Origin of the sequence: Litoribacter ruber (genome assembly GCF_018500185.1) — a bacterium.
Classification (GTDB): Bacteria; Bacteroidota; Bacteroidia; order Cytophagales; family Cyclobacteriaceae; genus Litoribacter; species Litoribacter ruber.
In genome coordinates this window covers 117,594-131,619 of the sequence record NZ_JAHBGI010000010.1, presented here as the reverse complement: position 1 = coordinate 131,619, position 14,026 = coordinate 117,594, and the positions used below count along the sequence as shown (strand labels likewise).

12 protein-coding genes are annotated in these 14,026 nt (G+C 41.5%); 3 read left to right on the top strand and 9 right to left on the bottom strand.

Going from position 1 to position 14,026, the window contains the following annotated elements; translation table 11 throughout:
* Positions 1 to 15: 15 nt before the first annotated feature.
* Positions 16 to 1,287, bottom strand: coding sequence for a fumarylacetoacetase (gene fahA / locus KIH41_RS14025; RefSeq protein WP_214162793.1), 1,272 nt, complete (start codon positions 1,285 to 1,287; stop codon positions 16 to 18).
* Between the two features lie 158 nt (positions 1,288 to 1,445).
* On the opposite strand from fahA, the gene KIH41_RS14020 reads away from it, so the two are divergent.
* Positions 1,446 to 4,076, top strand: a complete 2,631-nt coding sequence (locus tag KIH41_RS14020; protein ID WP_214162775.1) for a valine--tRNA ligase — start codon at positions 1,446 to 1,448, stop codon at positions 4,074 to 4,076.
* A 56-nt stretch (positions 4,077 to 4,132) separates the two neighbouring features.
* Here the strand turns inward: KIH41_RS14020 and KIH41_RS14015 are convergent, their stop codons facing one another.
* On the bottom strand, positions 4,133 to 5,179 hold the full coding sequence (locus KIH41_RS14015; RefSeq protein ID WP_214162774.1) for an outer membrane beta-barrel protein: 1,047 nt from the start codon (positions 5,177 to 5,179) through the stop codon (positions 4,133 to 4,135).
* Positions 5,180 to 5,228: 49 nt separating this feature from the next.
* A complete protein-coding gene (locus KIH41_RS14010) occupies positions 5,229 to 5,768 on the bottom strand; it encodes an inorganic diphosphatase (protein ID WP_213943767.1) in 540 nt (179 codons plus the stop codon).
* A 155-nt stretch (positions 5,769 to 5,923) separates the two neighbouring features.
* Here KIH41_RS14010 and KIH41_RS14005 point away from each other — a divergent pair, with 155 nt between their 5' ends.
* Positions 5,924 to 6,622 carry an SIMPL domain-containing protein gene (locus KIH41_RS14005; RefSeq protein ID WP_213943766.1) on the top strand — a complete coding sequence of 233 codons (699 nt, stop codon included), beginning with the start codon at positions 5,924 to 5,926 and terminating at the stop codon, positions 6,620 to 6,622.
* Here the strand turns inward: KIH41_RS14005 and KIH41_RS14000 are convergent.
* From KIH41_RS14000 to KIH41_RS13985, 4 genes are read right to left on the bottom strand one after another with little or no spacing between them, the layout of a single operon-like run.
* Entirely contained in the window at positions 6,612 to 7,724 is a 1,113-nt protein-coding gene (locus tag KIH41_RS14000) for a hybrid sensor histidine kinase/response regulator (protein WP_214162792.1), read from the bottom strand. The two genes, KIH41_RS14005 and KIH41_RS14000, sit on opposite strands and share 11 nt — an antisense overlap.
* A complete protein-coding gene (locus tag KIH41_RS13995; RefSeq protein ID WP_214162773.1) occupies positions 7,724 to 9,856 on the bottom strand; it encodes a 7TM diverse intracellular signaling domain-containing protein in 2,133 nt (710 codons plus the stop codon). Before KIH41_RS13995 ends, KIH41_RS14000 begins: the two co-directional genes overlap by 1 nt.
* A gap of 1 nt (position 9,857) precedes the next feature.
* On the bottom strand, positions 9,858 to 10,565 hold the full coding sequence (locus KIH41_RS13990; protein WP_214162772.1) for a hypothetical protein: 708 nt from the start codon (positions 10,563 to 10,565) through the stop codon (positions 9,858 to 9,860).
* Positions 10,555 to 11,661 carry a ThiF family adenylyltransferase gene (locus tag KIH41_RS13985; protein ID WP_214162771.1) on the bottom strand — a complete coding sequence of 369 codons (1,107 nt, stop codon included), beginning with the start codon at positions 11,659 to 11,661 and terminating at the stop codon, positions 10,555 to 10,557. The genes KIH41_RS13990 and KIH41_RS13985 overlap by 11 nt, the downstream gene beginning before the upstream one ends.
* A gap of 259 nt (positions 11,662 to 11,920) precedes the next feature.
* Here KIH41_RS13985 and KIH41_RS13980 point away from each other — a divergent pair, with 259 nt between their 5' ends.
* Positions 11,921 to 12,391, top strand: coding sequence for a response regulator (locus KIH41_RS13980; protein WP_213943762.1), 471 nt, complete (start codon positions 11,921 to 11,923; stop codon positions 12,389 to 12,391).
* Here KIH41_RS13980 and KIH41_RS13975 read toward each other — a convergent pair.
* Both KIH41_RS13975 and tsaE read right to left on the bottom strand, forming a co-directional pair.
* The gene (locus KIH41_RS13975; RefSeq protein WP_213943761.1) at positions 12,388 to 13,602 is read right to left on the bottom strand and encodes an alanine dehydrogenase; all 1,215 of its coding nucleotides are present in this window, start codon (positions 13,600 to 13,602) and stop codon (positions 12,388 to 12,390) included. The genes KIH41_RS13980 and KIH41_RS13975 overlap by 4 nt on opposite strands.
* Positions 13,592 to 14,026: a tRNA (adenosine(37)-N6)-threonylcarbamoyltransferase complex ATPase subunit type 1 TsaE gene (tsaE, locus tag KIH41_RS13970; RefSeq protein WP_213943760.1), complete on the bottom strand. Its 435-nt coding sequence runs from the start codon at positions 14,024 to 14,026 to the stop codon at positions 13,592 to 13,594. Before tsaE ends, KIH41_RS13975 begins: the two co-directional genes overlap by 11 nt.

Genomic DNA, 14,026 nt, shown 5'->3' with positions numbered 1-14,026 from the left:
CCTAATCGTCAAATTCTATTTTTTTGTCGGCAAAACTTTGGAGCTTACTTCCCCAAAGCCAACACGGATTTCATCCTTCTGACAATGGCCTTTCATAATCACCGAATCACCATCTTCGATAAATTTCCTTTCCTCACCTGAATCTAGTTTTACAGGCTTGGTACCCTTCCAGGCCAATTCCAACATGGAACCATAGCTATCCTCTGTAGGACCGGAAATGGTACCCGAAGCATACATATCACCTACATTGATGTTACAACCATTCACAGTATGATGGGCAAGCTGCTGGGCAATGTTCCAGTACATATATTTGTAATTTGAAGAGCAGACCTTAGAGGGCTTCCCATTTTCCGGTTGGATAAACACCTCTAAATTAATGTCAAACCCATGGTCTCCCTCACACTGCAGGTAAGGCAAGACCTCTGGATCCTGCTTTGGGCTGCTGGTACGGAACGGCTCCATAGCTTCCATAGTTACGATCCACGGAGAGATGCTGGAGGCAAAGTTTTTGCCCAAGAATGGCCCCAATGGCACATATTCCCAAGCCTGAAGGTCTCTTGCCGACCAATCGTTGAAGAGCACAAAGCCAAAGATGTAATCTTCAGCATCTTTCGTGCTTACAGAATCCCCCATTTTGGTGGATTTCCCTGTGATGAATGCCAGCTCAAGCTCAAAATCAAGTCGCCTAGATGGTCCAAACTCAGGTTTGTCCATATTCGGGTCTTTATACTGGCCTTTTGGACGGTGTATAGGCACTCCTGAAGGAATGATTGAAGAAGCACGCCCATGATAACCTACCGGCAGATGTTTCCAGTTAGGCAGCAAGGCGTTGTCAGGATCCCTAAACATAGTACCCACATTAGTGGCGTGCTCCATGCTGCTGTAAAAATCCGTATAGTCACCCACTTTTACAGGCATCAGCATTTCGGCCTCTTGGCGATTGACCATCGCTTTTCCCCTGCATTGATGATCCCTAAGCTCAGCACTTTCTTCTTCCAGAAGATACTGGACTTTCTCTCTAACCTTTCGGGTTACATTTTTGCCCAGGCCAATGAAGTCATTTAAGGAATCTTTTAGGAAAATATCATCCGGCAGGTGCATATCCGAGAAAAAACCTTCCGCATGCAACACTGAAAGATCCACGATCTTGTCCCCAATGGCTATTCCGGCCCGTGGGGATAGGCGTTTGTTTTTAAAAATCCCAAAAGGCAAATTGTAAATGGTAAAATCAGAGTTTTTGGGCACCTGAACCCACGTTGTCTTTGAGGCTACTTTTTGGTTCTTCATCATCAAAAATTAGTTTGTGACAAATTTAGAACTTAAAAGCCGAACTCAAAATACAAACTGACTTTTAAAAGGGAGGTAATTGCCTGCACATTGATGCCCAAAAAGATATTTATGTTATTTTTGTGCTCTATTTACACATCTATATAGCAACAACTGATATGTCCTTATCTACTAAGTATGATCCTTCAGAAGCGGAATCCAAATGGTACCAGTTCTGGATGGAAAACAAATTATTTAGCTCACAAGTAGATTATAATAAAGAACCGTACACGGTGGTCATCCCTCCGCCAAACGTCACCGGCGTTTTGCACATGGGGCACATGTTGAACAATACCCTTCAGGATGTCTTGGTACGAAAAGCCAGAATGGAAGGAAAAAATGCTTGCTGGGTTCCTGGAACTGACCATGCATCCATCGCCACTGAAACGAAAGTCGTGGCCATGCTCAAGGAAAGGGGCATTGACAAGAAGTCCATCACGCGCGAAGAGTTTTTGTCTTATGCCTGGGAATGGAAGGAAAAATACGGTGGAATTATCCTTGAACAGTTGAAAAAACTTGGAGCTTCCTGTGACTGGGACCGCACCAAATTTACCATGGACGAGGATTTGAGCAAGGCTGTCATCAGCGTGTTTGTGGATCTTCACAAAAAAGGCAAAATCTACCGTGGCATCCGAATGGTGAATTGGGATCCCCAGGGCAAGACGGCACTGTCCGATGACGAGGTGATTTTCAAGGAAATCAATTCCAAGCTTTATTACATCAATTATAAAATCGAAGGGTCGGAAGACCACTTGACCATTGCCACCACGCGCCCTGAAACCATTATGGCTGACGTGGCCATCTGCATCAACCCGAATGATCCTAGATTTACCCATCTCAAAGGTAAAAAGGCATTGATCCCATTGATCAACAGAGCCATCCCGATCATAGAAGATGAATATGTTGACGTGGAGTTTGGTACAGGTTGCCTTAAAGTTACCCCTGCCCACGATTTGAACGATTATGAATTGGGTTTAAAACATAAGCTGGAATCTATCGACATTTTGAATGACGACGGTACACTGAATGAAAAAGCCCAGATCCTGGTAGGTGAGGATAGGTTTGTAGCTAGAAAAAAGATCGCCAAAAAGCTTGAAGAAGTTGGCCAATTGGATAAAGTGGAGGATTACAAATCCAATGTTGGACATTCTGAGAGAACAGATGCGGTAATAGAGCCCAAGCTCTCCCTGCAATGGTTTTTGAAAATGGATGAGCTTACCAAGCCTGCTTTAAAGGCAGTAATGGAAGACGTAATTCAACTTTATCCCCCTAAATTCAAAAACATGTACCGCGCATGGATGGAAAATGTGCGCGACTGGTGTATTTCCCGTCAGCTTTGGTGGGGCCACAGGATACCTGCCTATTACCTTCCAAACGGGGAATATGTAGTAGCCGGAAGCTTAGAAGAGGCGGTAGAGATGGCAAATCAGCAGTATGGCGAAAATTACAGTGCGTCAGACCTCAGACAGGAAGAAGATGTATTGGACACTTGGTTTTCATCCTGGCTGTGGCCGATTTCTGTTTTTGACTCCGAAGTTTTCACTACCGGTGAGCAGAATGAGGATCTGAAATACTATTATCCGACAAATGACCTGGTGACCGCCCCAGAGATCCTATTCTTCTGGGTAGCCAGAATGATCATAGCGGGTTACGAATATACTGGCGAGAAGCCATTCAAAAATGTGTACCTGACCGGGATAGTTAGGGATAAATTGGGCAGAAAAATGTCCAAATCGCTGGGCAACTCCCCTGATCCATTGGATTTGATTAAAATCTATGGTGCGGACGGAGTAAGAACAGGTATGTTGTTCAGCTCACCGGCGGGAAATGATTTGCCCTTTGATGAGAAGCTGGTAGAGCAGGGCCGTAATTTCTCCAACAAAATCTGGAATGCCTTCCGATTGGTAAAAGGCTGGGAAGTGGATTCCTCTATTTTGGAAAACAACAACAAAGCGGCTTTCCAATGGTTTGAAAGCAGATTAAACCAAGCCATAATGGAAATCGAGGACCATTTTAGCAAGTTCAGGATTTCTGACGCCCTGATGGCTACTTACAAGTTGGTTTGGGATGACTTCTGCTCTTGGTATTTGGAGATGATCAAGCCGGCGTATCAACAGCCCGCAGATTTGGAAACATATGAAAAAACGATTGAGTTTTTCGAATCCATCCTGAAGCTGCTCCATCCTTTCATGCCATTCATCACTGAAGAGCTTTGGCACCAGATCAAAGGCCGTGATGTGAAGGATGCTTTGATAGTATCCGCATGGCCAAAAGCTGGAGACTTTAACAAAGAGCTAATAGACAAAGCCGCCGTAGTCTTTGATGTGGTGAGCCAGATCAGAAATACACGTGCATCCAAAGGAATTTCCCCAAAGGAAAGCTTTGACCTGACCATCAACACCAAGCAGCCTGAGCTCTACCAAGAGTTTGAAGCAATTATCAAAAAATTGGCAAACATCAGTGATGTCAGCTTTGGAGAAAAGGTAGAAAATGCTCTCAGCTTTGTAGTAAAATCCGATGAGTTCTTCATCCCTATGGGTGATCAGATTGATGTGGAACAGGAAAAGGAGAACCTGCAAAAGGAATTGGATTACACCAAAGGCTTCCTCAAGTCTGTGTCTAAAAAACTTAGCAATGAGCGCTTTGTAAACAACGCTCCTGCCCAAGTGGTGGAAGTGGAAAAGAAAAAAGAGGCTGATGCGGTAGCCAAAATTAAAGCTTTGGAAGAGAGCTTGGCTAAATTGGGCTGATTGCCTTAAACAAAAAAAAGCCACACAAATGAAATTTTGTGGGGCTTTTTTTTTTTTTAAAACCTTATCGCCAAGGAAGAATTAATAGCCGTATTTCCAGTGCTTACTCTCCCTCCGGGAAGATCAAAAATAGGTTCAGGGCTATTAAATTGCCTCAGCTCTATCCGAGCCAATGCTTTTGGGTGAACCTGGTAGTCAAGATTCACCGAATAACCAGTGACCTCCAAACCTGAGTTTAGTATCACACCGTTGACATCGGAATAATGATCAGCTCTCAGGGCTAAATAAAATTTTTCTCCCAACTGCCTACGAAGCGACGCCGTAAAGGCATACCATTCGTTAAAAGGCCGAAAAATAGCTTCTTCCACCCCATAATCAGCTCCTACCGTTACCCCCCACTTGGAAAAGGAATACATGGTATAAAAGTTATTGTAAAACCGGTTTAACCTTAAAGTTTGCGGGTATTCATTTCCAAAAAAATTGCTGTAATTGATTTCCAGCCCTTCCAAAGGCTGATAATTAAGCCCGAGCCCCAATGCCAGAGATTGGTGGCCTTCTTGTCTCTGCACGTTCTGCCAGCCATTCCCAGCCCAAAGGGTAACCTCCAAATCTTCTAGAGCCATATACGTCAACCGGCCACCTGTGAGGAAATATGGGGAGTTCTCCGCCAAAAGGCTTCTTGAGAGATGCCAGGTTTCCATCCCTTCGGCACTTTCAAAACCAATATGGGATGGCATAATCCCCACATCCAACCAAAGTTTATCATAAAGCCTTACCCCTACCGATGCCTCATACACCATCTGGGCCCAAGCAGGCTCATCTGCAAGGTTGAATTGGGCATAGGTGCCTGTCATCAAGGCTAAGTTGCCACGGATATTTTCATCCTCATATTTTGCCCGGATAAAAGCTAAATTGACGCTGAACTCATTATGCCTTTTGTAATTATACAGGAAGTCAGGCCGTTGATGGTTTTCTGGCCGGTTAAATTCATAACTATAATAGGCTTCCATATGTCCAGAAAGCTCCCATCCATTTTGTTGGATAATCTGGGCCTTGGAAAAATGGCTTATCAATAGAAAAAGCAGTAGGTAAAAGTGTTTCATCTGCCCAATAATAGCAAATTAGCCCGGCTTTAAAAACCGGGCTATTTGATTATTTCTGTGTTCTGAAGTTTTTGTCGTACAATTCGATACTTTCCTGAATGATACGCTTGGCATCCTCCTTACCCAGGAAGTCCTCGACTTTCACCTCTTTGTTTTCCAATTTCTTGTAATCTTCAAAGAATCGGTGCACCTCTTTCATCAAGTGAGGAGGCAATTCATCGATATCATCAATATAATTGACAGACTGGTCATCGGCAGCCACTGCAATGATTTTATCATCTGCCTCGCCACCATCGATCATTCTCATTACACCGATCACCTTGGCTTTTACCAAAGTCATGGAAGGAATATCAATCTGGGAAATGATCAAAATATCTAAAGGATCGTGGTCATCACAAAAGGTCTGCGGGATAAAACCGTAATTAGCTGGATAATGCACAGCTGAAAACAACACCCTGTCCAATAGCAACATGCCGGTCTTCTTGTCCAGCTCATACTTACCTTTGCTACCTTTAGGGATTTCAATTACTCCGGTCACATATTCCGGTGCATCTTTACCGATCTGCACATCGTGCCATGGATTTATCATATCAAAAACTTTAAATTTCAAAATTCAAATAGAACGCAAAATTACGGCCATTTACCCTGTTTCCAAAGTAATTATTTGCTATTTTGTTATATATTTTTCAATAAAACCGTAGCGTTACCTTTCTCGTTACCGTCTTATCTACAAATCACAAAAACATGAGAGCAGCTATCCTTTCCCTTTTGTTCCTAGTCGCACTGTCGGCTCCAATTATGGCTCAAGACAACCTCATCGAGGTAGAAGGGCAAAGTGAAATAAAAATCAAGCCTGACCAAGCCCTGCTATCAGTCAATCTACAGCTCAAAGCCATGCAGGCTTCCCAAGCCTCCCAGGCCCTTAATAAAAAGACAAACACCATCATAAAAAACCTCGAAAAAGCCAAAATTGAGGACATGGAAGTTTTCACCAGCAACTATTTCGTCAACATCAACCGCATATACCAAAGAGGTTCCTCCAAAGACAGTGGATACGTCGCATCCCAGACCTTGAACATTAAAGTGAATGAGCTCGAACAGTCACTGTTTAAAGTAATGGAAGTACTGGGGGAGTATGAGGAGTTGAATTATTCGGTAAGCTTTCAGTTGACTGATGACTTGCGCAAATCCAAAGAAGAGGAACTTTTGAAACTGGCCCTGGAAGATGCGCAGAGAAGGGCGAATACGATAGCGTCCGCAATGAATTTGGGAGAATTAATGGTCAAAAAGGTACAATATAAAAGCCAGGAAAACTTTGCACGCCCTATGATGCGCATGGCCATGGATGCCAGTATGGAAAGCGCCAAAACCTCGCCGGTGCTGCTGCCCGAAGAGCAGACTTTGACCGACAAGGTCTTGGTTACATTTGGGTTTAAACAGTAATTGGAGAAGCGGGGATTTGTTGGAGGTTGGGTAATTCCACCCTCACATGGGTCCCCTCTCCCATTTTTGACTGGAGCGTTATTTTGCCCTGCATGAGTTCCACGGATTCTTTGACCATGTAAAGACCGATTCCTGAGCCCACATTTTGCTGGGTAGCCCGCTGAAAAAGGTTAAATACTTCTTTCTGAAGTTTTTCATCAATACCTATACCGTTGTCAAAAACCTCAATTATGGCATTATCCTCAGTAACTTCGACGTCGATTCTAATCTTTTTAAATGGATTATCCTTCTTCTGAAAATTGAAGGCATTTCCGAAAAGGTTGTTCAGAATTACCCTTAGCTTGGAATCATCGGTATAAAAATCAAACGTTTGATTGACGTTGAAGTCCACTGCTACATCTTCCAAATCCCATTTTTCCTGGTAAGCAGCATATTGTTGACTCAATACCTTGTTGAAATCAATGGCCACTATTTTGTTTTCGATTTTAGTGGACCTATAAAAGTCCAGCATTTTATAAATAAAATCGTCAAGTTTGTCGGTTGCATGATCTATCATGGTAAAATACTCCAGGACTTCAGGATTTTGATTTTCCAGCTTTGCCAGCTTGGATATGCCCGATATACTCATCAAAGGTCCTCTCAATTCATGCGAAAGGCTATATACAAACTGATTCATTTCAGTATGTACTTTTTTGAGCTTGTCATTTTTATCCTTCAGTTCCTTACGGGTGAAATATATCTCTCCCGCATTATAGATCGCATTTTTGATCTGCTCGATGTTCCAAGGCTTGTCAATGAACCTGTATACCTCGCCCTTGTTGATGGCATCTATCACAGATTTGATGTCTGAATAACCGGTAAGCAGTATTCTTATGGGATTAGGGTTGATCGCAATGAGTTTTTCAAAGAACTCCACACCAGTAATTTCAGGCATGCGCTGATCGGCTATGACCACTTGATATTCTTCAAATTTGACCATTTCCAGCCCAGCTTCCGCGTTGATTGCTGTGTGCACGACAAAGTCCTTCCTCAAACTCGCTTTAAAAGAGTTTAAGTTGTTGTCCTCATCGTCAATATATAAAACCTTAATCTTTTCGGTTATCATATCATATCAGATTCTTGATGAACTGGCAGCCTAATGATAAATGCGGTACCAGCATCTGGGCAGCTTTCCACTTCAAGTGTCCCGCTATGTTTTTCAATAATAGTGAAAACTATTGAAAGTCCAAGCCCAGTACCTTTTCCAACCGGTTTGGTGGTAAAGAAAGGTTCAAATATTCTGGCTTTTACTTCATCGGGAATCCCCGGCCCATTGTCGATGATTTCTATTTTCACAAAATCATCCCCGTCCATGGAAGTCCTGATAATGATCTCGGGATTCGGGTTTTTATCCAAATGTTCTGTGAGGGCATGAACCGCATTATTTACAATATTCATAAAGACCTGGTTGATCTTGCCCGCCAGGCATTCCACCATCGGAATCTGACCAAAGTCTTTTACGATTTGTATCTTATTGGACATACTGCTGTTGAGAAGCACGAGTGTACTGCTTATACCAGCGTGAATATCAACTTTTTTCACATCCTGCTCGTCAATTCTTGAAAATAGCTTCAAGCCTTTGACAATCTCAACCGTACGCTTTGCTCCATCTTCCATACCTTGAAGCAATTGATCAATTTCACCTATTACGTACTCTAATTCAATCTCATCTTCCAGATTTTTCAATTCCTTCAAAGAAGCATCGGAAAACTCCTTGGCCCCTTTTTCTCTGTAGGCATCCATAATCTCGATCAAGTCTGCCACATCCCTTTTCAGCGGGTTGACATTGGAACTCACAAAGTTGATCGGGTTATTGATCTCATGCGCCACTCCTGCTGTCAACTGTCCCAGAGAGGCCATTTTTTCTTGGTTAACCAATTGTGTCTGGGTATCCTGAAGGTTTTTAAGCGTTTTTTCGAGCTCTTCAGTTCGAATATGGACTTTCTCTTCAAGTATTAGATTTTGTTCTTTTACTAATCTCTCATTTTCTTTAAGTGCTGCAAGCTTTTCATATTGCTCCTGCTCCTTTTCCTTTTTGAGGATATTAATCCTATCAGCTAAAGCAAGAGAAAGTAAAATAGCTTCGAAAGCAGTCCCAATTAGCATAGGTAAATTAGATGCAGAAGAAATAGTTATAATACCAAAATTCTGCATAACAAAAATCAATAATCCCACTAAGAAAACTGCCCATGCGGTAAGAAAAAATATAGCAGGTCGATAACCTCTCAACGCTATCTTGACACCCACTGTCATAAACAATACAACTCCAGCTACACCGGCAACATCTACTATCGTATAACTCAGGGAAACAAAGTTTGTCAAACGGCATATAATCGCCAACGCATAAACAGCAGTTAAAGCTTTTAACAATTTGTCCATGACTGGAACAAAGTGGGAAGTTTTTAGAAATAGCCGTATAAATAAAACTGCCAGGACACCTGCTATTGAGGGGAATAAAATTATACTCAAATTATACAGATAAGTATTTTCCCCGAGAAAATAATAAAAGGTAACTCCTACTATGGAAAGCTGGGCAAGACTAATGAAAAGAACATAAAAAGAATAATAGAAATAAAGCCGATCTTTTATTAAAAAAAATAAAATAAGGTTATATAAAAATAAAGCGAGCATTAAACCCAAATAAACATTAAATAGCATCACTCTGTTAGTATACTTACTCAAAAAATCAAATTTTTCCGTAAGTATTAAATTAAAGCCAATAGGCTCAGTTGAAAAAACATCTACAATAAAAAAACTACCTTCAAGTTCTTTTGTGTCAATTTCAAATACGGGACGAGGATAGGTTAAAGGATTTGAGTTAGGAACCAATGTACCAGCTTGTCGAAAAAGCTGAATTACTCCTTCATCATTTACTCTATATAAATCTACCTTATGTAGATGAGGATTTGAAAACTCCAAAACATATTTATCAATTGTTCTGTCAATGTTATTATCTACATTAAACCCAACTAATAAAGATTGATCGAACTCCCTATCATTAAGCGATAAGACATCCTCAACCTCCTTAAGCTCACTTATTGAAAGCCCTTCCAAACTTTCTTCCAGTTCAAACAGAGTGAAATTGTAAACGACATTTAAATCATCTCTTTCAAAAAAATGTAATATAATTAAAATAGAAACAATTACACTTATGAAAAACCCAAAAACAAAAATTAAACTATTGTTATTTTTCATATTACATCACCATTGTTGAAGACATAATTTTAATATCAAACTCTATTGACATTTCCCCTTTAGGGCCTGATTCTTGAACAGAAAAATTAATATCTTTCCTCAATTTAAATATAAAATCCCTATCATCATTTGTTGCATTTGGCAAGTTTTCAACATTGTTAATTTCCAAAGCTGTAGCAATCAATCCCTCTTTCGGGTAATAAAACTTACCATCAACCCCTAAAGATTCTATAATTGAAAAACCAACTCTTTTACAGTTCCTGAGGGTAGCTGGTGAGCATAATGCTAGAAGTTTATTTACATTTAATTGAGTACATATAGCTGCACCCACTCTTCCTAAATAAATACTACCAATTCCAAAGCCCGCTACTTCTTTAGAATTCCAAAGTCCACAAAACTCAGCAACCTGTGCTGTACCAATAGAATCCATATACTGATTTATCCCCACATCAATTTCTCTAACAGCTTCAACTAGAGGGAGATCATTATTTTCAGTTTTCATTTGAATTCTTCCTCCTCCTAGAACTCTACCGTCCTCGAGATTTTCGACTAGAATCAAGAAACAATTTGGATTGTTAATCCAAGAAGTATCGGCGGATGTAACCTTTGTCACGCCATATGCCTCAAGTACTTTATGATGTCCTTGAATATATTTTTCAGCGGCCTCTTTGTCATCAATTGACTTGACAATTCTAACTTTAACCTTCATTTTGATCCTTAATAAATGCGTCCAAATCTACGTAAAGCCTAGTAGAGTTACTAATGTTCTTTGTGAGAATTAATCTAGAGTAATATGCCGTCGCCGCACCTCCCAATAAAACTGAAGTGGCTGTCTGAGGCCAAGTTGTTAAACTTTTCCCAACTTCTCCCAGACTAATCTTTGCCCTATCAGAAATCTTTTCTATATCTAAAATAGAAAATAATAATTCTTTATATTTCTCTGCTACAATTGATTTCAAAGTAGATTCTTCCCCAAACTCCTTTAATTTCCCATGAAATATAGGCCTTTCTCTTTCCAAATCAAATCTTTCTATGTCAATCATACCACGATCGCTGGTATCCATCAAAACAGGAATACCTAAAGATTTGGCTTTCAACCTACTGGTAAGCTTTATAGGCAAACTGTCACATTCCTCTATTAATAGGTCTAATTTGCCTCCTTTTTCAAAAAATGCGTCCATATTATCCTCGGTCAATCCATCCTCAAATAAAGTTACTTTCAGATAGGGGTCTATTTCCGCAATTTCCCTAGCTACGATTCTGGTCTTTGGTTCGCCCAAGTTCACTACGCTGGTCCTGATTCTGTTCATGTTGCTCAACTCCAAAGTGTCAAAATCAGCAATCCGCAACTCCCCAAAACCGCGCTCCATGGCCAAACTCAACGCCACACTTTGTCCTACAGATAACCCAACCACCCCGATGATTTTCGTAGACAGCACATCCTGTTCTTCTTGGGTGATCTTGTATTTATTTCTGGAAGTCCTCAAATGGGAGAATTCCTTTTCCTTGAGTAAAACCGTTAGTGTGTTTCTCCATGGATAAAACACAAAATTAAATAAAGCCGCCTTTCCTTTCTCTTCAAGAAACTGAGTTGCTTTTAGGGTTAAAATTTCAGGAGCAAATTTTTCGGTAGGATTATTGATCTTGATCAATTCCTCAACTTGACTCAAGGATGTGTCAATTAAAGTGACATAAGGTTGGGCCAAAAGTTCATCAATCTGGGCTTGGTCAGTTTGGGACTGGGGATCCAAAACAACCGCCTTGTACGCTACTTTTTTATGGGTTGGGGCCAAAATACCTTCCATGAATTGCATTTTTTGTAAGCTGATATGGCAGTAAAGTTATATTTTAGAAGTCATATTTTTATAGATTTCGCACAATAATTTATTCAAACGGCAAAAAATGCATTTCATGGACATTTTTACCGCCTTCTACCTCAATAAAATTTCATTTTTTGTATATTATCAAAAATAATTTCAAAAGGTTCAGCTAAATACCTGAAGGCAAATTCAAAATTTTCTCTAATTTAGCAACCAAATCCCAAGTGAAGATCAATTACTGATAATGGAAGAAGTAAACGAAAAAATAAAAGTCCTTTATGTGGACGATGAGGTGAACAACCTGCAGGCATTCAAAGCTACCTTTAGAAGAAACTATCAGATTTTTATCGCTGAGTCAGCTGAGGAAGCCCGAAAAATCCTTGAAAACCAAACAGTTGAAATCATCATTACTGACCAAAGGATGCCCAATGAAACTGGCGTGGAGTTCTTGGAATCCATCATTCCGGACTATCCTGATCCTATGCGTATTCTATTGACTGGCTATACAGATATCCAGGCTGTAATTGACGCCATCAACAAAGGCCAGGTGTACCATTACCTGACCAAACCTTGGGATGAAGATTATATGAGAACAGTCGTGAAAAATGCTTACGAAGTATTTGACTTAAGGAGAAAAAATGACCAGTTGACCAGAAGCTTGCTAAAAGCCAATGATCAACTAGAGTTCCTTTTGAGACAAAACCTTCTTTCCTAATACCTTGCAGCTAGCAATAGCTGCAATTCCTTGTGAGACATGGAGAATTTCCTAGCCAAGTGAGCATTGGTCAGGCTACCTCTATAAGTATATACTCCTTTCATAAACCACTTGTAATTGAAAATCATCTCCTCGGCTCCACCGAGGTCAGCCATTTGGAGGAGAATGGGTGTGAAAATATTGCTCAGGGCCACGGAAGCTGTCCTTGCTACCCGGGATGCGATATTCGGCACACAATAGTGGATCACATCATATTTTGTAAAAGTCGGATTGCTGTGGGTTGTCATCTCTGAGGTTTCCACACATCCGCCCTGATCGATACTTACATCTATGATGATACTTCCAGGCATCATAGCGGCGACCATTTCGTCCGAAACAACCACCTTAGTTTTTCCCTTTTCGGCCCTTAAGGCTCCTATCACCACGTCTGCCTCTTTCAAAGCCTGACCCAACGTATAGTTATCAATCGTGGAAGTATACACCTGCTGACCAAGCAGTTGCTTGATTCTACGAAGCTTGTAGATATGATTATCGAAGATACGGATAGTGGCACCAAGGCCCAAGGCTGTTCGGGCGGCATATTCAGCCACCGTGCCCGCACCAATGATCACCACTTGTGTAGGCGGCACACCGGTGATCCCCCCCAAAATCAGCCCTTTTCCATCATTTACGCTACTCAAATACTCGGCCGCCACCAGCATCACCGTGCTACCGGCAATTTCGCTCATGGCCCGCACCACCGGCATACCCCCCACCTTGTCTTCCAAGTTTTCGAAGGCCACCGCGGTAACCTTTTTCCTGTTCAAGGCATGTATATAGTCAGCATTCTGCTTTCCTAGCTGTAGAGCAGAAATGAGGCAGGCACCGGGTTTCATCATGGCTATTTCATCTTCCTTCGGGGGCTCTACCTTTAGCACAATTTCAGCATCAAAGGCTTCTTTGGCACTATAGACCACCTTGGCTCCCGCATCAGAATAGTCCTTGTCGGTAAATTTGGAAAGTTTGCCTGCATTGGACTCCACCATCACGCGCTGCCCGTTGTTGACCAATAGCGCCACGGCTTCGGGAGTGAGCACCACACGCTTTTCCTGAAACGCCACCTCACGGGGCAATCCGATCAACAGTGAATTGTTGGACTTTTTTACTTTGGCTAGTGCCTCTTGGGGATATATACCCGCTTCCTTAGTGATCTCGGCCATTTTAGCTACCATCCCTAACTGTCTTTATTTGAATGTTTCTTTTGCCGGAAAGATCGCTGTTGATTTCAATCAGCACAAAATCCTCCGGAATATATTCGGCGACTTTTTCACCCCACTCTATCCAACATGGATTGCCGCTATAAAAATAGTCATCAATCCCGATTTCCAACGCTTCATCAGGATCATCGAGCCTGTAGAAATCGAAATGATAAAACAAATCCCCGCTTGTATTCTGGTATTCATTTACAATGGAGAAGGTTGGGCTGCTGACATTGTCAACCACCCCGTGCTGCCTGGCCAGCTCCTTGATCAGGGTGGTCTTGCCTGCCCCCATGTCACCTTTGAAAACCCAGATCTTATCCTCTTTGCAAGTTTCCATCAAGGTTTTCGCTACCTGAGGCAGTTCCTCTAGACCATCATAACTTATTTCTTCCAA